General features: G+C 34.3%; 17 protein-coding genes and 3 pseudogenes. 14 read left to right on the top strand and 6 right to left on the bottom strand.

Annotation, left to right across the window (positions count from 1 at the left end; all coding sequences use genetic code 11):
• Positions 1 to 153 precede the first annotated feature (153 nt).
• The gene (locus IOC57_RS23850; protein WP_207441024.1) at positions 154 to 669 is read right to left on the bottom strand and encodes an undecaprenyl-diphosphatase; all 516 of its coding nucleotides are present in this window, start codon (positions 667 to 669) and stop codon (positions 154 to 156) included.
• Positions 670 to 1,162: 493 nt separating this feature from the next.
• Here IOC57_RS23850 and IOC57_RS26160 point away from each other — a divergent pair.
• A pseudogene (locus tag IOC57_RS26160) lies at positions 1,163 to 1,423 on the top strand (acyl-ACP desaturase); the annotation flags it as partial.
• A 166-nt stretch (positions 1,424 to 1,589) separates the two neighbouring features.
• Here IOC57_RS26160 and IOC57_RS23845 read toward each other — a convergent pair.
• From IOC57_RS23845 to IOC57_RS23835, 3 genes are all read right to left on the bottom strand, one after another.
• Complete coding sequence (locus IOC57_RS23845) at positions 1,590 to 2,117, bottom strand: Dps family protein (protein WP_207441023.1); 528 nt, start codon at positions 2,115 to 2,117, stop codon at positions 1,590 to 1,592.
• A gap of 487 nt (positions 2,118 to 2,604) precedes the next feature.
• Complete coding sequence (locus IOC57_RS23840; protein ID WP_207441022.1) at positions 2,605 to 2,988, bottom strand: hypothetical protein; 384 nt, start codon at positions 2,986 to 2,988, stop codon at positions 2,605 to 2,607.
• Positions 2,942 to 3,283 carry a hypothetical protein gene (locus IOC57_RS23835; RefSeq protein ID WP_207441021.1) on the bottom strand — a complete coding sequence of 114 codons (342 nt, stop codon included), beginning with the start codon at positions 3,281 to 3,283 and terminating at the stop codon, positions 2,942 to 2,944. Before IOC57_RS23835 ends, IOC57_RS23840 begins: the two co-directional genes overlap by 47 nt.
• Before the next feature lie 102 nt (positions 3,284 to 3,385).
• On the opposite strand from IOC57_RS23835, the gene IOC57_RS26155 reads away from it, so the two are divergent.
• A complete protein-coding gene (locus tag IOC57_RS26155) occupies positions 3,386 to 3,520 on the top strand; it encodes a hypothetical protein (protein WP_286185151.1) in 135 nt (44 codons plus the stop codon).
• A gap of 158 nt (positions 3,521 to 3,678) precedes the next feature.
• Positions 3,679 to 4,479 carry a YecA family protein gene (locus tag IOC57_RS23830; RefSeq protein ID WP_207441020.1) on the top strand — a complete coding sequence of 267 codons (801 nt, stop codon included), beginning with the start codon at positions 3,679 to 3,681 and terminating at the stop codon, positions 4,477 to 4,479.
• A gap of 61 nt (positions 4,480 to 4,540) precedes the next feature.
• On the opposite strand, the pseudogene IOC57_RS26150 reads toward IOC57_RS23830, so the two are convergent.
• Positions 4,541 to 5,209: pseudogene (locus IOC57_RS26150) on the bottom strand (IS6 family transposase).
• 268 nt (positions 5,210 to 5,477) lie between these two features.
• Here IOC57_RS26150 and htpX point away from each other — a divergent pair.
• The 9 genes from htpX (at position 5,478) to IOC57_RS23775 (ending at position 15,211) form a co-directional block, all read left to right on the top strand.
• A complete protein-coding gene (gene htpX / locus IOC57_RS23815; protein WP_207441018.1) occupies positions 5,478 to 6,350 on the top strand; it encodes a protease HtpX in 873 nt (290 codons plus the stop codon).
• 423 nt (positions 6,351 to 6,773) lie between these two features.
• The gene (locus IOC57_RS23810; RefSeq protein WP_207441017.1) at positions 6,774 to 7,385 is read left to right on the top strand and encodes a recombinase family protein; all 612 of its coding nucleotides are present in this window, start codon (positions 6,774 to 6,776) and stop codon (positions 7,383 to 7,385) included.
• A gap of 381 nt (positions 7,386 to 7,766) precedes the next feature.
• Entirely contained in the window at positions 7,767 to 10,055 is a 2,289-nt protein-coding gene (locus IOC57_RS23805; protein ID WP_207441016.1) for an nSTAND3 domain-containing NTPase, read from the top strand.
• A gap of 368 nt (positions 10,056 to 10,423) precedes the next feature.
• Positions 10,424 to 10,696, top strand: coding sequence for an HU family DNA-binding protein (locus tag IOC57_RS23800; RefSeq protein WP_207441015.1), 273 nt, complete (start codon positions 10,424 to 10,426; stop codon positions 10,694 to 10,696).
• Between the two features lie 638 nt (positions 10,697 to 11,334).
• Positions 11,335 to 11,664 (top strand): JAB domain-containing protein, encoded by a 330-nt coding sequence (locus tag IOC57_RS23795; RefSeq protein WP_207441014.1) that lies wholly within the window; start codon positions 11,335 to 11,337, stop codon positions 11,662 to 11,664.
• Between the two features lie 63 nt (positions 11,665 to 11,727).
• A complete protein-coding gene (locus IOC57_RS23790; protein WP_063596881.1) occupies positions 11,728 to 12,804 on the top strand; it encodes a tyrosine-type recombinase/integrase in 1,077 nt (358 codons plus the stop codon).
• Positions 12,805 to 12,807: 3 nt separating this feature from the next.
• A complete protein-coding gene (locus IOC57_RS23785) occupies positions 12,808 to 13,119 on the top strand; it encodes a helix-turn-helix domain-containing protein (protein WP_082196738.1) in 312 nt (103 codons plus the stop codon).
• 7 nt (positions 13,120 to 13,126) lie between these two features.
• Positions 13,127 to 14,476 (top strand): site-specific integrase, encoded by a 1,350-nt coding sequence (locus IOC57_RS23780; protein ID WP_063596967.1) that lies wholly within the window; start codon positions 13,127 to 13,129, stop codon positions 14,474 to 14,476.
• 366 nt (positions 14,477 to 14,842) lie between these two features.
• Positions 14,843 to 15,211, top strand: a complete 369-nt coding sequence (locus IOC57_RS23775) for a DUF2750 domain-containing protein (protein ID WP_207441013.1) — start codon at positions 14,843 to 14,845, stop codon at positions 15,209 to 15,211.
• Positions 15,212 to 15,630: 419 nt separating this feature from the next.
• On the opposite strand, the pseudogene IOC57_RS23770 reads toward IOC57_RS23775, so the two are convergent.
• A pseudogene (locus IOC57_RS23770) lies at positions 15,631 to 16,858 on the bottom strand (IS110 family RNA-guided transposase).
• Between the two features lie 798 nt (positions 16,859 to 17,656).
• Here IOC57_RS23770 and IOC57_RS23765 point away from each other — a divergent pair.
• Positions 17,657 to 17,851 carry a DUF6366 family protein gene (locus tag IOC57_RS23765; protein WP_207441012.1) on the top strand — a complete coding sequence of 65 codons (195 nt, stop codon included), beginning with the start codon at positions 17,657 to 17,659 and terminating at the stop codon, positions 17,849 to 17,851.
• A 159-nt stretch (positions 17,852 to 18,010) separates the two neighbouring features.
• On the top strand, positions 18,011 to 19,210 hold the full coding sequence (locus IOC57_RS23760; RefSeq protein ID WP_207441011.1) for a hypothetical protein: 1,200 nt from the start codon (positions 18,011 to 18,013) through the stop codon (positions 19,208 to 19,210).
• Positions 19,211 to 19,233 lie beyond the last annotated feature (23 nt).

Below are 19,233 nucleotides of genomic sequence, written 5' to 3'. Positions count from 1 at the left end.
CGTACAAAAAAATAACAAGTAACAAAATCCCTTCTGGTGTTCGGTTAGGATTAGAGTCATCTGCCGTACGAAAAAATTTTTCTCTTGGTAAAAGACCGATTACTGTATAAAAATAAATAATAATCATACATGATATCGACTAAAATATAGCTGCTATTCACGGGCGAAATAATTTACGCAGCGGGTAATTTTATCTAATATGATACTGGTCATGGTAGCAATAAAGGCACTTCCAATAATATCAGATGGATAATGATGTCCTACCCAAATACGTGAGAAGCCCGTCAACACAGATAGTACCCACATGATTGAACCAAGGACACGTTCATAAAGAAAGATAGAAGTAGATATAGCAAATACAAGCAGAGTATGTTTACTTGGAAATGAAGAATCCATTTTTGAAGGAATGAGTATGCCGACCCGACGTTTCACAAACGGACGTGGTTTAAAATAAAACAATTTAATCAAAGCGTTAATAAACAAAGTTACCCCCACAGATATCACCGCAGTGCAAGACACTTTTTTGTAAGAATCATTTCTAAACCACATGAAAATCAAAACAAAAATAAACACATAACGAATCTTATTTGATATCAATATCATCAGCAAATCAATTGGAGAACAACGTCCAGAAAGCTGATTGATTGACTTAAATAGTTTGTAGTTCATAAAGATCATCTCCTTACTTTCTAGATACAAATAAAATTCCCTCCTAAGCAAGAAATATGTAAAAATCGGGAAAAGAGAATTCTCTAAAATAAAGGAATGGGGTCTAGTCAGAATCCAGTTGTTTCTTTGTATAAATTATCAAAAATTAGACATGGAAAAATTTTACAATGGAAAAATAAATAAAATAGTCTCCAGTATGAGTTAGAGAAGATTCGATAGTCTGGTTCAATAAATAGGAGAAGGATGATCTAAGTGGCATCTTCACAAGAAAAAAGTGGCTCTAAAGATGTAACCTAAGAGTGTAATAAACGACTGTACAGTAAAGGCTGAAGAATTAATGAAGGCAGGGAAACTTAGAAATCCGTTTGTCTTTAGACCGGACAAGGGATAATTCCAGTTTAATACAATAAGTTAAAGGACTAATAAAGGAGGTACTCTCTTGCTTACAAATCATTTGGATTTTAGGTTAGAACCCCAAATCTGAGAATTATATGTGGAACATAAAAAACGATCAGAGAAAATAGATTAGGGGTATCATGATTCCTTGCCATGGGACAAAGCTCAAGATTTTCGGAGAGTACCTTGGGACTCAAGTCAAGTTACCTTGCCTGCAAACATTATCACCTCCGTGGAAACCGCTCTGTTGACAGAAGTTAATCTTCCCTGGTTCACTTCACATCTGGATCAAACCTTTAAAGGCTCTTTATCAGTTGTCCGAGATTTTGTCCATACGTGGACTGCGGAGGAAGACCAACTAAACTAAAGTGGCAGTAGAGTTGAACAAGGTAAAATAAGTAATTAAAGAGAATAGTATAAAACAAACCCCTTGGTGCCCAAGGGGTTTGTTTTATCGCCACTTCCTAAAGTTCCATGTTATGGTGACAAAGCAGATAAAGCTACTCTTTAATCTTGGATAGTTTTTATTTATTTACATGATTTTGAGAATCGCGTAATCCATCCATTCTTTCTAAGTAAGCTGTGAAGAACCAAACATGTTTCTCTAGAAAGCCCATTGCATCTCCGAAAAGATTTATTGTAAATTCATCTGTTGTTTCTCTTACGAATTTGTCGACTTCACGCAAGTAACGTGCCGTTGCTGCGAAATCATTGACAATAGCATAAGCAATAGTCGAAGTATTGTAAGGACAACTAGGGGCCTCTTCTAGAGTTGCGTAACGGAGGAATTCATGCATGGAGGCAAGAGGGAAAAACCCCAACATTTTGATTCGTTCGGCAATTCGATCGATTTCAAGAGCAACTTCTTCATAGAGCTCCTGTAATTTTTCATGAAAATCAATGAAATCAACACCAACCACATTCCAGTGGAAATTGCGTAATTTGGCGGAAACTACATGAAGATTGGCCAAGTATATATTAAGGGCATCAGCAAGTCTTTTTGCGTATTGTGGATCCAGACCAGTCAAAACGGCACGAAGTTCACGAGACACATTATCATCTCCTCTAAAGTGATTTCAAATCAATATATGTTTTAGGCTAGTATACAGTTCCTTTTCCTTTAACTGTGAATGCAACTGCATTACGTTAGAAAATCCCTAAATTGAATGAGAATCCGAGGGTTCTTCAGTTAAAGAAGAAGGCCACTAAATTGGTGGCCTTTTGAATGTACGATCTTATGCTAAATCATACATTCATTTTAAACAAAAAATATCCTTATTCAACTGGCAGGTTAATTCAACAAGGATTGCATAAAATTCTCTTTTTTTATGCAGCTGGGAGGCTTCTGAAGAAGCCTGAAACGTTGATTTATCAACGATATATAAAAACGTTCATAAATGATAAAAAAACAAACAAGCGAATCTTATGTATATCAAGGGATTCGTTTGTTTGTTGACCACTTCCGGTATTGTATTTACGATTATGTTAACTAACACAAAAACGACTGTATCAACAATCGTTTTTCATTCACTGAAACGTTTAAACTAAGTCTATACTTTGATAGATATCGACCATAAATTGCAAACCGGCTGGATTGGAAGAATAAATAGGTTTAATAAGGTAATTGGTTACTTCAAATGAAACAACAATTTTAAAAGTCCTAATCTTCGATGGGGCACTAGGAGCAAAAAAACGAGTAGAATAAACGCGAATGTGCTGGAAGGTAAAAGGTGGACTATCGATTGTTAATCCGACAGCAGGAGTATTTGGATCGCCTGCCACCAATAAAAAATCTTTTAACCCAATAGGTTGAGGGGCTACCTTCACAAAAGTACCTCCAATTTCTTCAAAAAGTTCAATTTTTGCTTCCATGGAATTATCGGTAAAGGCAACCAAAAAAAACACTAAATGTGCTAATTTCATTTGGTGAAGGAACTTCAAATCTTTGAGAAGCAATAGCAAAAGCTGCTGTTTGACCATCTGATGTAGGCTGATCCCAGATATAATCAGGGTTGGAAACACTTCCGAAGGGGGAAAAAGATTTTACAGCACTATTATTATCAAATTTTTTCAATGAAGGCCAGCCAGGATTTCGGGCAACAAGGTCTGGATGATCTTCTGTATTATTTGCTGCATTCATCGCAGCTTGATCCCTGTCAGTACCAAGAAATACACCCCCTGTATTACTGACAAGCCTTTCAAGAGGAAAAATAGTCATAGTATATGTCACCTCTTTACTTTTAGTTTTGAAACATTACTATTATTCTATGAACATACTGGACTAGCTGCCTGTGCTTATTAAAATTAGGTGCATATCTTTATGCTGCTCGTTTTTATCAAAGCCAGATATTTTGGAGAGAAAGAACGCCAGTTTTTGTATGCATCAATGGAATTTACACTGGAGCAAGAACAATATGCCGACGCAAAAATTACGAAAAGGGAGCGGATTAAATGAGTAGTGAAAAACACGCGAATTTAGGATTGCACAAGTGGGCACCGAGCGAAGGCGTGTTTTAACCGTAGTGTAACGAATAGTTGGATGAAACCGTGCGGTAACTAAAAAAAGGTAATTCCTCCTTTTTTGTCGTATATATCAGAAAAGGAGGGGTTGTCGTGGTGATTGGTAGAAATAGTCCTTGTCCTTGTATGAGTGGGGAAAGATTCAAAAATTGTTGTGGTGTCTCTGGTGTGTGGGAAGACTTGGAAACTAATGGCTTGTATTATTATGATGAATCCTTTGCATTAAAGGTGTTACTTTCAAAAGATAAAACTTTTCATAAATATTATTTCTCTGAAAGACAAAAAATTAGAAAACGAGTCTACTTTTTGCAAAGCAACAATTTACAATCCTCAGCTTCATTTGGTATTTACGATGATGGTTATATGATTGTTAATAAACATCCTCATGTAAAGGTGGAGGATTCAATTCATGTAGCGCATGAAATCGGACATCTAGTATTATGTTCAGAAGGTTATAAGCATGTTCGATTTAAAAATCTTGAACACAACAACAAAAGTATAATGCATAAGAATTTAAATGATATGGTCTATGACCCAATAATTAATGAGCGTTTATTAAAATCTGACTTTGATTTAGAATCTTATTTGACATTATCTGATTCTATCCAAATGAAAATTACAGGAAATAATCCAGCAGGTTTATTTTTACTTATGACTTTGTTCGTTAAAAGAGTATTAGATTTTAGAAACATTAATCCAAATATTTCACCGGATGCAATCATTTTTAATAAAATGGTAATTGAAAAGCATCCTCAACTTGTTCATCAAAGCAGGAGAATTCTTGAAATCATTGATGAAAGTGGTTTTAAAACTTCACAAGAAGCAGAGGCTTCACTAATAGAAATTATTAACTATCTAGAATTAAAAGATTTATTTTACCTTAATTGTATTTAGGGTTCTGGTGCAACTACCAAGGCAAATAGAAAAAAGTTGTAGGTCCACTTTCAGATACCCCTTAGATGGTTATCCTGAACAGTCTATGTATGAATTCCACTTCATTTTGGGCAGACTTCACCCCTTGATAAACCTGTTTCTTTTTAATCATATGCATCGCTTCTATACCACTCAGTATGTAAGTGGCTGTACGAAAAGATTTCAACCCTAACATAGAACGAACATGCTTCTTGATAAAACGATGATCCTGTTCTACGCTATTAGTTATTTAACTACTTCTTTTGTCTGAGCTGCATGCCTGATGGCATGTTTTTTTCTTTTGTCCATTCTTCGACTGCGATAGGGTAAGCCGTATTTTTATCCACTGTTATAACACGAGGCTTTGAAACATGAGAAGACCACCGTAAAGCTTTCTTGAAGAAGCACTTTACAGCCTTTTGTCTCTTGTTTTACTAAGATAAAAATCAATCGTATTTCCTTCGGAATCAATTACACGATACAGATACATCCATTGACTTTTTACTTTGATAGATGTTTCATCGATTCTCCAGGAGTTATTTGTTGGCTTAAGATGACGTCGTATTCTTTCATCTACTTCCGGTCTATATTGATGAACACAACGCATAATCGTTGTGTGGGCCATCGATAAGCCACGTTCTTCCATCATCTCCACTACATTACGAAAGCTCAGGTTGTACCGCAGGTACCATCTCACTGTTAACAAAATAATGTTAGGCTAATAATGTTTCCATTTGAATAAATTTTGCTTTTCCATACTGATCACGCACCTTTTTTAGAGTAATAGTATCACTATGTCCAAGATTTAGAGATTACTTGCAATTGTCTTGAAGTTTTTGCACCAGAACCAAATCACAAACATATTTTTTGTTTTTTGAAACTTTTTATTTACTTTTTCGTATATAGTTATATAATGTAGGTTTCATTATTGGTGATCACCTAATTAGGACAAAGTTTATTACAAACCAGGAGGGTCTTTATTGTTAAAACGTATTTCCTTATTTATATTCGTTAACTTTCTAGTATTAATCACCATTACAACTATCACCACGTTGCTTGGTGTAGAAAGTTATATTGGTGGCGGTGGTTATGGTTCCCTGCTTGCCTTCAGTGTCATCGCTGGTTTTGCTGGTTCCATCATTTCATTGTCAATGTCTCGTATAATGGCGAAATGGGTTATGGGTATTCAATTAATTGATGAACATTCTCCGCGTGGCGATCACGAACGCTTTGTATTGGAAGAAACATACCGATTAGCACGTATGGCTGGTTTGAAAGTTATGCCACAAGTTGGTATTTATCATTCACAGGAGGTCAACGCTTTTGCTACTGGACCAAGCAAAAAACGTTCATTAGTAGCCGTTTCAAGCGGTATGTTAGATAGGATGGATCGTAATGCGATTTGTGGGGTTATTGCACACGAAATAGCACACATTAAGAATGGTGATATGGTTACAACAACTCTATTGCAAGGTATCATCAATACATTCGTTATTTTCTTCTCCCGTATTGCTTCAAAAATTGTTTCAAGTTTTGTAAGAGAAGAAGTGGCTGGAATTGTTTACTTCGTATCTTCTATGGTTTTCGAGATTCTATTCAGCATTTTAAGCAGTCCTATTATCTTTTGGCATTCAAGAAAACGTGAATTTAAAGCGGACAAATTAGCTGCCGAATTAGGTGGAAAGGCGAATATGATTCACGCATTAGAATCATTAAGACACACCGTTAGCTTGGTTGATGACAGCCAAAAGTCTATTGCTGCTTTTAAAATTAGTGGCAAGGGAAAATTCTCTAGACTATTCTCTACTCACCCACCATTAGAAAAACGTATTGAACATTTGAAATCACTTTAATACATAAGATTTTCTACATTATTCAGATGTAGAAAGTCTTTTTTTATTTATGCAAATATCGATTCACAAAGGGACGATTAAATGAAAATGCACTCACTAAAAAGAGAATGGGAAAAATAATGACTTTCTAGCTAAGCTGGTAAAAACTAAATAAAGACCCTATTTACCCATTTGTAAAAGTACACCTTTATAAACACCTTTAAAACTATGGGAAACCATGACTTTAAATAAAACTAATGTTTTTCTTCTGAATTAGTTCGTAAAAGTACACTTTTACGAACGGGTATTTTTTCTATAAAATTCTCTTGTTTTAACGTTCGTTAAAGTTTAAAAATACTTTACGAACGTTCTTTATTTTACATACACTTTTACGAACGCTTTTGATAGAATAAGAGAGAGAAAACTAGAAGAAGGAGTAAAAAAATGGATGTCCGTAAATTTGGATACATAAGAGTGAGTAGCAAAGATCAAAATGAAGGACGACAACTTCAGGCCATGTTAGAAAAAGGTCTCAATGAACGAGATATCTTTTTAGATAAACAAAGTGGAAAAAATTTCGATCGAGTTCAATATCAATTATTAAAACGCATGGTCCGGAAAGGGGATGTACTTTACATTCATTCATTGGATCGCTTTGGTAGAAACAAAGAAGAGATACTTCAGGAATGGAATGACATCACGAAAAACATTCAAGCAGATATCGTGGTCATGGATATGCCATTATTGGATACTACTCAATTTAAAGACAGCCTCGGTACATTCATTGCAGATTTAGTTTTGCAGATTCTTTCCTGGATGGCGGAAGAAGAACGGGATAGGATCCGGAAACGGCAGCGTGAAGGAATTGATGTGGCTTTGCAAAATGGTGTGCCCTTCGGTCGGCCGAAAGCTACTGTAACAGAAGAGTTTAAACAAGTCTATGATTTATGGAAATCAGGAGAAATTACAGCAGTTAAAGCTATGGCGGAACTTGGCGTTAAAAAGACGACTTTTTATAAATTGGTTAAGGATTATGAAAAGACTTTAATAAAATAACTATATAATAGAAGAAACTCGTCAAAAAAAAAGTCTTTGCAACGGTAGCAAAGGCCTATTTTATTTTATCATTATCACAATTTCCATATATTTCTAAATTCAAAATGATTTATTAATATTGAACACATTTTTACTTCACTGGAGAAATACACTCGACATACAATTATGAAAAAGGAATGATTTTTCTCCCAATTCTATCTAGTTATAGATAGATATATTATGGAGTTAGTGCCTAGGATAAAAAAGACTTAATATTTCGAGGTCTGTTTCTCTATGAATACCTCATTAATATATATATGGTTTTTTTTCTAGATTGAATTAAGATTATTATACATACCTGCCAAGTATTTCATTAATAATGGTAATAGTAAGGAGAAACTTATGGGGAAATATAATCTACATTTGCTCGGATGGAAGGCTTTTGAGAATCTAGTCTGTAATATTATGCAACATACACTAGGCGCAACTTACACTCCCTTTTCAGAAGGAAAAGACGGAGGAAGAGATGGGTATTTTGAAGGTAAAGGTCCTTTCGATAATAATTCAGATAGAACTTTTAGCGGGAAGTTTGTCTTTCAATGTAAACGCACGACTAATTCCGAAGAGTCAATGACATTACCGATTATAAAGGATGAAATAAAAAAAATACAAAAATTAGTAAATGAAAATAATATAAACCATTATATTATTTTCACAAATCGGAAAATATCAGCTGGAAATGATTTGATAATCAGGGAAAGGTTCTTAAAAATAAGTGGGCTTGAAAGCTGTACAGTATTAGGTTCAGAATGGTTTGACTCTACAATAGATGGAGACAAAAGACTAAGAAGACTTGTTCCAAGATTATATGGGATTGGAGATTTATCAGAAATAATCGATGAACGGGTATATAAACAATCTCATGAAATTATTGAAGATCTAAAAGAAACGGTAACAACGTTTGTAAGTACAAAGGCTTATCAAGATGCAATTACTGCTGTATTAGAAAAAAGATTTGTAATTTTGTTAGGTCCCCCTGCCTCAGGTAAATCTGCGATTGCAACCAATATCTGTATGTCATCAATTGCGGAAGATGAATCTAACGAAACATTAATATTAGAAGATTCAACACAGTTCAAAGAACATTGGAATCCAGATAGTCCTAAAAAAGTATACTGGTTTGATGATGTTTTTGGCATAACTAATTTAGATAATTACCGTTTAAATGGTTGGTTAAATACCTTTGTTAAATTAAATGTTGCAATCAAAAAAGGGGCTACTGTAATTTTTACTAGTAGGGACTATATATTTAATGAGGCCCGTGAAAAGATTAAGGAAAGTGCATTTAAATTGCTCTTTGATTCACAAGTGATAATTAACGTAGGAGAACTTTCGTTAGCTGAAAAGCAACAAATTCTATATAATCATATAAAAAGTGGAGATTTAGCCAGAGATGAAAAAAAGGAATTAAAACCTCTCTTAAACTCTCTTTCAAAAAATAATAATTTCTCCCCAGAACTAGCTAGAAGATTAGGAAATAAAATTTTCCATAATAATATAAATATTAACCAACAATCTTTAAGTGATTTTTTTGCGAATCCTGTATCCCTTTTTGAGGAAGTTATCAAATCTTTAGATGAAAGCAAAAAAGCTGCCCTTATCTTAATATTATTACAGGGTAATCAACTTCATAGTCCAGTTAAGGAAGAACATATACCTGAGTATTTCAAAAGTTCATTTGATGCTACACTACCTAAAATCAAAAGTGCTCTAGAAATTATGAAAAACAGCTTGGTAAAACTATCAATAGTATCACAAAATAAAGTCTGGTCATTTTACCATCCAAGCATGATAGATTCTTTACAAATTATTTTATCTAAAGATTCAGAGATGATAGAGTTATTTATATACGCATCAAAAATCCAAACTTTAATAAGGGATCTTACTTGCAAAGAAGATACAGTGAATAAGATATTCGTGCCTAAAACTTTATGGTATGTTCTAGAAGAAAGATTTACACAAACAAAAACCACTGTTAATTTTAGAAATAGTCTAACAGGGTTCATGTTACGTGAAACTTCTGATGAATTTCTTATTTGGTTAAAATCTAAAAATAAGGAATTTCTAGAGAGTTTAGTAATGCCTTCTTTTTACCAATTAAGTGGAATTCCAACCTATGAGTTTGCTTGTAGATTAGAAGATTTAGGATTACTTGAAGATGATTGTAAAGGTAAGTTGATTAATAAGATTAAAGAAATTGCAATTGAAAACTGCGATGTAACTTTTATTACTAATGGTGACCACGTACTAAGAATATTAGGGGAATATGGTAAAAAAGAGATAATAAATACTTTGGTTGAGCTGGGTCCCGAACATTTCAGGGGTGAATTTGACGCCTTAATGGATAATATAGAAAGTGATGATCAACCTGATGAATATTTTTCGAATTGGTTCTCTTCTATAGAAATATTATTAGATGAATTAAGAACAGTTAAGCTTATTTCTGCAGCTATAGAAGAGGATTATGGTATCTTACTAGACGGTGTATCACACGAATTAAATGATTATTACAATTCAATGGATGACTATGAAGAGGATTATTTAGGGGACTATGATGACAATCATGATACTTCTTATAAGACAGGGAACTATCGCATTGAAAATAACATCTTTTCTGATGTTGATGAATAATATATTCGTCACATAAAATTAATCTATTTTTACGTTACTACCAGTAGTTCTAATAGTAATCTCTTCTTTGTTACAAATATTGTTTGAACAACCTTGCTATATTTCATTAAAATCGTACTTTGGCTGAGGATATAAATAATTCACAATTAAAATACATTTTACAAAGGAAAAAAGGGGTTTTCGATTACTCATTGCAAGATATCGGTTCTACAGCTGGATGTTGATTGGTAATGCGAAATGAATTAAGTTTACATAATACTCCTTATTAACAGTCAGTCCAGTTTCTTTCCCTCCTTGAAGTGGAAAACAAAGGGGATATATGTTATGTTTGGGTCTGTATAGTATATTTATAAAATTGAGGTGTCTAAATGAATAAAACTGAATTAGTGAAAGCTGTATCAACACAAGCTGAACTGACACAAAAAGATGCTGCAAAAGCAGTTGATGCGTTATTTGAAACGATTTCTAACACCCTTGCTAAGGAAGAAAAAATCCAATTAATTGGATTTGGTACGTTTGAAGTACGTGAACGTGCAGCAAGAACTGGCCGTAACCCACAAACTGGTGAAGAAATAAGCATTGCTGCTTCTAAAGTTCCAGCTTTTAAACCAGGTAAGGAATTAAAAGAAGCCGTTAAATAAAATAAATATAAAATTTATAATAGTGTAAAAAAATAATCTGGAGATGAGATGGTCTCCAGATTATTTTTTATTTATATAATTGTGCTTTTGAAATTTTAGTTCAACAAGTTTTTTCCTTTCATACCACCAACATTCCGTTATTCTGTGGTACACCTAATATTATTACTCAAATGTTTGTACGTTCCATTTAAGGCTACCGCCGCCATACCGAACGAGCCGAAGACCGTAAGTTAAGAGATTAAAAGAATAAAAGGTCATAAGGATAGCAGCCGTGCGGCTGCTTTTTTTTATTTTTTCCCTTTGCCTTCCGAATCGTAAAACAGCGCAGGCCGGCTAACCTCCCAGCCGGTAGGACACCCGAACCTTTCCGGCAGGAAGCTAAGGCGGCCAGTCAATCGATCAAGGGGCAAAAAAGTTTTTGATTAGGGGCGCTATCGCAACATCAAAAACTTTTTGTGCTTATCCCTTGACCGATTGCCTATGCGTGTCTTTCGTTCTACATGTCAAAGGGGAAAAATAATCCCCCTTTGGGGAACTAATTCGCTTCGCAAGGCAAATGAAAATAGGAAAGAAAAACCGACCAGAGAAAAACCAAAAGGGCAACAAATAAAAAATTAAAATGAAAAGGAGTTTTGAAAATGGATTTAACCCCAATTTTTGAAGTGGTACGAATTAAGCAGGAAATCAGGGAAATGGTTGAGCCGTTTGCGGCCTTTCAAATTCGCAATCCAGAGGATGCCCGAGAATTAGCCGCAGCGCAAATCGCAAACGAGGACAGGGAAGTTTTTCTTGTCATGATGCTCAACACGAAAAATCATGTTGTAGGTCTACATCGGGCGCATGTGGGAAGCCTAAATGCGAGTGTCGTCCATCCTAGAGATGTGCTGAAATGCGCCATTTTAAACAACGCGGCTTCCCTTATTGTCAGCCATCAGCACCGGAGAAAGGATATGTTTCTTTTTTATTAATCTTCTGATATATTAGGTGTTAACTAAAAATATTAGGTAATACCTAAAATGTGAGGTTATTAAATGGGTAAGCAACCTTTTTTATCTGTAATCAGCAATAAACAAGAAATATACTATCCTACATATGAAGAATCGAGAGAATACCAAGCAAAGTTAATGGGGTTATGGGAACAGCAACAGCGTGTTCTAGGATATACGGAGCATACCATAGCTCTCGGAACAAAATGCTTGAATGAATTCTTAGATGTGTCAAATAAGTTCATATGGGAAGTTACAATGTCCGATGCAGATAAGTTTTATTTAGGATTGGTCGGAAGAGGACTAGCATATTCAACTAGGAGAAAATATCAATCTACTATCTCTACATTTTTAGAGTATTTAAAGACAAGGCATGGTCATGAAATTTGGGAGAGGTATAGATTACAAGTTCCTAACTTATTAGATAAATTTAACCGTTACTATCATAGAAAAGATGATCATAATGGTCAGGTAATACCTCCAAAACCTGAATTACTTGCTAGATTTTGGAATGGGTTGAAGGAAGAAATGAAAACAGCTAGAAAATACTCCACTGTAGCGAGAGACTATAGCCTTTTTAGAATGTTAGAATTAACAGGTTTAAGAACACACGAAATAATAATGATGGATGTAAAAGACTGTAGGTTTGACTTGGGGGAAAAGGGTAAAATTCATGTTCGTTTTGGAAAAGGATCTATGGGGTCAGGATTTAAGCGAAGATGGGTACCAATGTTAGATGATGTGGATATACTCATAAAATGGTACTTAGAGAGGATCAGACCCCTTTTCACTACCGAAACTGCAGGTCCTTTATTCTTATCAGAAGGTGGAGTTAGGTTAAATAAACACACAGCTCGAAAGAGTTTAGCGAGAAGGCAAGAAAAGATGGGTTTTACTAAAGAAGAGATTTTTAGTCCTCATCAATTACGTCATTCATTCGCAACTCGTCAGACAGAACTTGGTGTGGACTTATTAACACTAAAGGAATTGTTAGGTCACGCAGATGTTGCTACGACATTTAATTACTCTAATCCTGGTTCAGACCATTTGGAGAAAAGGGTGAGGATGGCTCAGGAAAAGTGGCGAAATCAATTATTAAACTTTAATAAAAAGGGTGAATGAATTGTGATTGAATGGAGATTAAGAAAAGTCATGGCTGAAAGTGGAATATGGTCTGGTGCTGAATTGGGTAGGCTATTGGAAGATAAAGCAGGTTATAAACTATCTCCCCCCTCAATAAGCGCATTATTAACTGGTGAGCCTAAGCAAGTAAAGGTCCAAACAATGGATGCGCTTTGTACTGCACTAGAATGTACTCCAAATGATTTATGGAAACATACTCCTACACCTGTGAAAAGACTTGAAAGACCAACGGATAAAAAGTTGGCAAAGGCGGTTAATGAGTTCATTTCTGAAGATAAGCTTCCACCAATATAGGTACAAGATGAACAATTTTACTTGCGTATTTTGTGGACGAAAACTAAATCCGACAGAAATTAATAAAAAAGCAACCGTCTGTCAAAATTGTTTTGGTAAAGCTCGTGTAGATAAAATACAAACTGAAGGTTTTCTTAAAGAAAATTTCACAAAAACATGGAGTGTAACATTATTTAAAAACTATGTTCTTTTTTTAAAAGAATTAGGTATTAGTATAACAACAATTTGTAGGCACACTAGTAAGGTGTTACAGGTTTTACAAATAGCTGAAAATGAGCTTTTAAAGCCTTCAAATATTAATGAAGGATGGCTTATATCTACTTTAGAAAAAATCCCTAATTCTAAGGGAGTTAAATCAAGTCTATTTAATTTTTTAATTAAGGAAGGTTATTTAAGCCTTAACGCAGATGAGGGTATTCTCACTAGTATTAGAGAGGGTTTAAAGCAAGTCCCTAAAGGATTTATACGTCTCTTGGAGATATATTTCAACGAAAAAATGGAACTAAGGAATAGGCAAGTGAAGTTTAATGCGAGGAAGCCATTATCCCTATTAACAGTAAAGGCGGACATAGAAATTTTTGTTAGATTAGTCCGATGGTTTCAAATCAATTGTAAGGATATAGAATCATGGGATACTGTTCAGCAAGAAGATGTTCATGAATTTCTTTTATCTTTAACACCTAAGCATCGTGAAATAGTGAGGAAAGATTTATTAGTTCTCTTCAAGTTAGCCAAAAGAAAAAGAATAATAACCCATATACCAATCTTGGATATAAAATCTAGAGAGCTTCCTCCAACTATCGAGCCTTTGACCTTTGATGAGCAAGTAAGAGTGGCTAGATTAATAAAAATTAGCCACTATGAACAATCCTTAGAGTGTTTATTGACTACACTATGTTTATATCATGGGTTATCTTCATCACATATTAGAAACATAAAAATAAGTGACATAAAAGTTGACCAGAAGGCGATTTACATAAATGATAGACCCCCTGTTTATTTATCTAATGATGAAATGGTTTTAATTAATGAGTATATTACACAAAGATCGAATATAAGAAACGTACAGAATAAGACCTTTTTAATATTAAGTTCAACTTTATCAGAGGTATATCAGGATCGTCCAATCAATAATGCCTTCATTGCAAGAAAGGTAAAGGCTTTTTGTGGTTTTACACCTAAGTCTCTAAGAATTACTTGTTTTAATATGATAGCAAGTAATTTTGGACCACAATTACTCGTTGAAGGGTTTGGACTATCATTAACACAAGCTTCAAGATATGGGAAGTTAGAGGATTATCTTTTAGAAGAACAAATAAGAGCAGAACGTAATTTTATTAAGGAAAATGGGACTTAACTTTTAATTAAAAGGTGATCTAGTTAATGGGGAAATCAGTAATGATTGAACAGTATAACCTGTTTATATGCTGTTTTTTGATAATGTAGGATTTTTTCTTATTTAGCAATCGGGCCAGATTGTTGAGTAAGGAGTTATGTTAGGACTAACGGGTGCTTTACTTCAATAAGGGAGTTGCTTAGGCAGCTCTCTTTTTTCTTATGGCACTAACGGGGCAGGTTAGTTGCATAAGAACTGGTATAATGTAGAGAAAAGTAGAGTGTAGAGGTGAATTATGGCTTTCCTTGTATAAGTCAGGATGTATCATGCAATTAACGATGCTTGGAACTGGTATTTTTTAATAATTATCGTAAAGGAATGACCTATATGAAATTAATTAAAAGATTTATTTTAAACCGTCCTGCTGAAAAGCGACTTGCATATTTTTATGGTATAGTTGCAACGGATGAACAGGTGTGGTTACTACGCGAAAAAAATGGCGACTTATTACTATTAGAGGATGATGGAGACTATCCATTTTTACTACCTGTTTGGCCAAGCCGAAGCTTTGCTGAAATGAAGGCTGCCAATTTAGATGAGTCATACGAAGCGTTCAACATGCCACTTTCGAATTTTTTAGACGATTTACTAGTTGATGTTGAAAATGACGGTGGTGCCACAGCAATTTTTCCAAGTGAAAACGATACAACTATTCAAAAACGTGATGAAATAAAGGAAATGATTCGCAATTTATAGTAAGTAGGAGCTCCTCACATTAAATTGGAAAATAAATAAGTAAGACAAGATCGTACATTCATTTTAGATGATTTATTTAATATTGTTATGATTCATAAGAACAAAACCGCATTTAGACTAGTAACAGAGAAGCCTATCATAATTAGGTTAATTCTTTAGTAGAAATTGAATATGTTATTCAACAAACGGGCGCGATTCTTTAATAAGAATCCCTTTTCTTAATGAACTAACGGGTGCGTTAGCTGAAGATCGGAGCTGTCTTTAAGGCAGCTCTTTTCTTATGGAACTAAACCAGCCAATAGTTTGTCAATATTTTTCAATAAAACCTTAAAATATTTCATGCTATACTAAATTTGTGCATACCAAATAACCTTCCAAGTTTCTGTGTTTGGAAAGTTCTGGGTGGTTTAGTTATACTTTCAAACTAGGCTATCTTGGAAAGGTGAGTTGCTTTTTAAAAGTGCATAAATCCAATGTAAGAGTTTATTGGCACATGCTATCACAGCTACTTTAAAGGGCTTTCCTTCTTCACGTTTCTTATCATAAAACTCTCGTAATCGCTTGTTACGAGGGATGATTTCATCTGTCGTTTTCTTCTTGCGACAATCACGAATGGCACATTTAACAGCCATATACAAGGCGTGTCTTAGTCTGCCAGAACCTCTTTTGGTAATCCGATTTACTGTGCCTTTGAATTTACCTGATTCAAAGATACTTGGATCAATTCCGGCAAATGCCACTAGTTTTTTAGGGTGATTAAACCGTTCAATCTCTCCAATTTCAGAAATAATCGTTGCAGCGATTTTTTCACCGATTCCAGGGATGGATTGGATAATCTTATATTCTTCAATTTCTTTTGCCAAAGCATCTATCTCGTCTTCAAATTTGGATAGGTGCTTTTGGTATTCTAGAAGCATTTTTATATACATTTCAAGGCTTAAAATGTGACTCTGATATAAGGTTCTCTGAAAAGGGTTTCGAGCTGAGGCAGCCGTAAGTTTCTCTGCCTGTGTATTCGCCCACTTTTTAGAACGACTTGGACAAAGTTCATTAATCCTATTTGCTACAGTTTCTTCACCGACTGCTAATATGTCTTCAGAAGTAGGGAATTCTAATAGAGTAAGCAAAGAAACAACCGAATACAAATCTCCAAAAACCCCTCTATATTCAGGAAATACTTGATCAAGAACAGCCTGGAACTGTAGTTTTGTTTGTACATAGATACCTGTTATATTTTCGTGTTGTCTTGAAAGATTACGAAGATTTAAGAGTTGTATCCCTCGTTTTTTATAAGGCTCTAAATCCTCTTTATAGTACAGCTCGCAGAGGTGACGTGCATCGATTATATCTGTCTTTACATTGCGTAAACTTGAGCTCTTCGCACGATAAGAAAACGACAATTAATAAGTAGCCTCTCTCCTCAAAATACTGTACAACTGGCGTATGATAATGCCCCGTGGATTCCAATACAATCGGAGGTTTGATTCCTGTTTTATTTTCTATTTTTCTCAGAAACTGAAATAGCGTTTCTAATCCTTCAATGGTATGTGTAACTTTGAAACTGCCTTGATAAGGCTTCTTCTTTTCCAAGAATGCTTGAACCTGACTTTCACCTTTAGCTACATCCAGACCAACCACTGGATTCATTTTTTATCTCCTCCCAAAACATAATATTTGCCGGTAACCCCTAATCCTTCTTGCAGTATCATAGCTTCGCTTGTTATACGAGATCTTGGTCCCAACCAGCCAAATCATGTTTAAGCAAGTAGGGGGCGAACTGTTTAGTTGACGGGATCTTAAGCCCCACGGGCAGGTACGTTCTACCCCGGCTACCGTTATAATAAAACTATATAAAAATTGGTCAACCAGAAATATCTGGCTGACCTAATAATACGAAAGGGGCAGGTTAGTTGAAGAAGTTTTCTCAATATGTACTGTTTCCCAAAGTTGTTTCTTACAGCTACAATAATGGTGAAACACAATGAGAAATTGAGAAGGAGCTTATGCAGTTTGAATCTTATTAAATATTTTGGAATCCAATTTATTCTATTTACTGTAATAATCCTAACAGGGTTTTACTCAGATAGTTACATAAGCAAGCCATTTACTTACACTGATTTAATAGCAATAATTATTCATTTTGCTATACTAATCGTCGTGTTAAATGGATACTTTAAATTAAAAGAACGTCTAACGCCTATTCATTTATTTAATAGAGTTTTACTTTCTTTGTTAGCTTTTGTTATTACCATTATTTTTAAAGAGATTTTAACAGGAGAATGAGATTTTATCCCTAATGAACGGTGCGTTAGCTGAAGATCGGAGCTGTCTTTTAGGCAGCTCTTTTCTTATGGCACTAACGGGGCAGGATAGTTCAACATGGATAACGGTTATTTATGGTAAAATTTAGAAGGGATGATTTTTTAATTCACAGGGGGTTTTCAAATGAGTGAAGATAAAGAAACTCCTGAAAGAAGAAGGGAAAAATTAAGGCAAGAAGAGCTAAAAAGGAATCCTGGTGGGAGTCTTCACGGTGGAGGTCTTCCAGACTTTGTAGGCAGTATGGGATGGAAAAGTACAGGAATTCTTATTCTTATAATCATAATTGGCTTTATTTTTGTATCACTCTTCTTCAAGTAACAGGTGCATTAGCTGTGGATCGGAGCTGTCTTTAAGGCAGCTTTTTCTTTATGGAACTATCGGGGCAGTTTAGTTGCATAAGCTCCCTTTTGAAAAAGGATATTTTTCATCCCTAAGAGAATTTAGATTTAATGGATTTTTTATATAGAGGTGAAAAGGATGAATAAATATCTTAATCGAATTTCCCAAGACTTAGTAAATGCAAATTTGGATAATTATTGGTCAGGTTTTGAATCGGTTGCTTACGCATTATATGATAAGAGTTATGTTTATCTTTTCAACCATCCTAGAATGAAAAAAAATCAACAAAATAATTATCAAATTTTAAATTGGGATGAACAATTTAATGGTTGTACACTTATTCTTTATAATGATTATCCAACAGCAATTGTAAATGTCGAATTGTATGAGGATTATAAAAGTTTATATTCTATTCTCGTACACGAATTATTCCACGGTTTTCAATATGTTAAGGGCGAAACACGGTTTGCGAATGAAATTATGGGAATCACATATCCGTTATCAAAAGAAAGTGTGGAATTACGAAATCAGGAAAGAACCAACCTTTTTAGTGCTGTGTTAGAAAATAATATTATTAAAAAGAAACTATATCTTAATACTTTCATTGCCCTAAGAGAAAAAAGAGCTGCTAAATTTAATAATTATCTATTATACGAAAACTTAATTGAAACATTTGAAGGACCTGCGTTGTATGTTGAACTAAAGGCTTACTCGGAAAAAACCCCGATAGCTTACAAATCAGTTCTAAAAAAATATGGACAACACCTTATGGACAAATATGAATCCACTTCTGATATACGAAAGAGTTGTTATAGTTCAGGTTTGTTTATGTGTTTGTTACTAGATGAGTTTTCACCAGGTTGGAAGGAAAGTTTTTGGGGTAAAGAGGAAACATTATACGATATATTTAAACAGCTTTCGGATGACTTTATAAAAATAAGTAACGTAGAAATAAGTCCTGAAACAGAGGAAGTAATTAATTTTGCTATACAAAATAGAAAAAATACATTTGGAAATTTTGAACAACAAAAAGGAATTCATCTATTTATTGAAGGTGAAATAACTGCTAAATCTTTTGACCCGATGAATATCGTCCCATTTGAAAATAGGCTTTTACATAAGAACTTTATAAAAGTAAGAATTAACAATGAAGACTATCTTGTACAACAACCTGTTATTGCCTATTGTAAGGGTGGACTTCAAAATATAATTAAATTACATCTGATATTAAAGAATAATCCCATTGAAAATGTTGATTCGCTTACAATTGATGGTATCGGAGAAATAAAGGGAAGGTATGAGAAACAGGATAATGTTTTGCATTTATATGTGAATTAGGACCATTTCTTAATCAACTAACG

Source organism: Bacillus sp. SD075 (assembly GCF_017355165.1).
Classification (GTDB): Bacteria; Bacillota; Bacilli; order Bacillales; family DSM-1321; genus Peribacillus.
This window is presented reverse-complemented; position numbering and strand designations above follow the sequence as displayed.

Coding starts and splice junctions, on each gene's coding strand:
- IOC57_RS23850 (WP_207441024.1), bottom strand. CDS start 669: ATGAACTACAAACTATTTAAGTCAATCAATCAGCTTTCTGGACGTTGT.
- IOC57_RS23840 (WP_207441022.1), bottom strand. CDS start 2,988: ATGAAATTAGCACATTTAGTGTTTTTTTTGGTTGCCTTTACCGATAAT.
- IOC57_RS23835 (WP_207441021.1), bottom strand. CDS start 3,283: ATGACTATTTTTCCTCTTGAAAGGCTTGTCAGTAATACAGGGGGTGTA.
- IOC57_RS26155 (WP_286185151.1), top strand. CDS start 3,386: ATGCTGCTCGTTTTTATCAAAGCCAGATATTTTGGAGAGAAAGAACGC.
- IOC57_RS23810 (WP_207441017.1), top strand. CDS start 6,774: ATGGATGTCCGTAAATTTGGATACATAAGAGTGAGTAGCAAAGATCAA.
- IOC57_RS23805 (WP_207441016.1), top strand. CDS start 7,767: ATGGGGAAATATAATCTACATTTGCTCGGATGGAAGGCTTTTGAGAAT.
- IOC57_RS23800 (WP_207441015.1), top strand. CDS start 10,424: ATGAATAAAACTGAATTAGTGAAAGCTGTATCAACACAAGCTGAACTG.
- IOC57_RS23795 (WP_207441014.1), top strand. CDS start 11,335: ATGGATTTAACCCCAATTTTTGAAGTGGTACGAATTAAGCAGGAAATC.
- IOC57_RS23790 (WP_063596881.1), top strand. CDS start 11,728: ATGGGTAAGCAACCTTTTTTATCTGTAATCAGCAATAAACAAGAAATA.
- IOC57_RS23780 (WP_063596967.1), top strand. CDS start 13,127: ATGAACAATTTTACTTGCGTATTTTGTGGACGAAAACTAAATCCGACA.
- IOC57_RS23775 (WP_207441013.1), top strand. CDS start 14,843: ATGAAATTAATTAAAAGATTTATTTTAAACCGTCCTGCTGAAAAGCGA.
- IOC57_RS23765 (WP_207441012.1), top strand. CDS start 17,657: ATGAGTGAAGATAAAGAAACTCCTGAAAGAAGAAGGGAAAAATTAAGG.
- IOC57_RS23760 (WP_207441011.1), top strand. CDS start 18,011: ATGAATAAATATCTTAATCGAATTTCCCAAGACTTAGTAAATGCAAAT.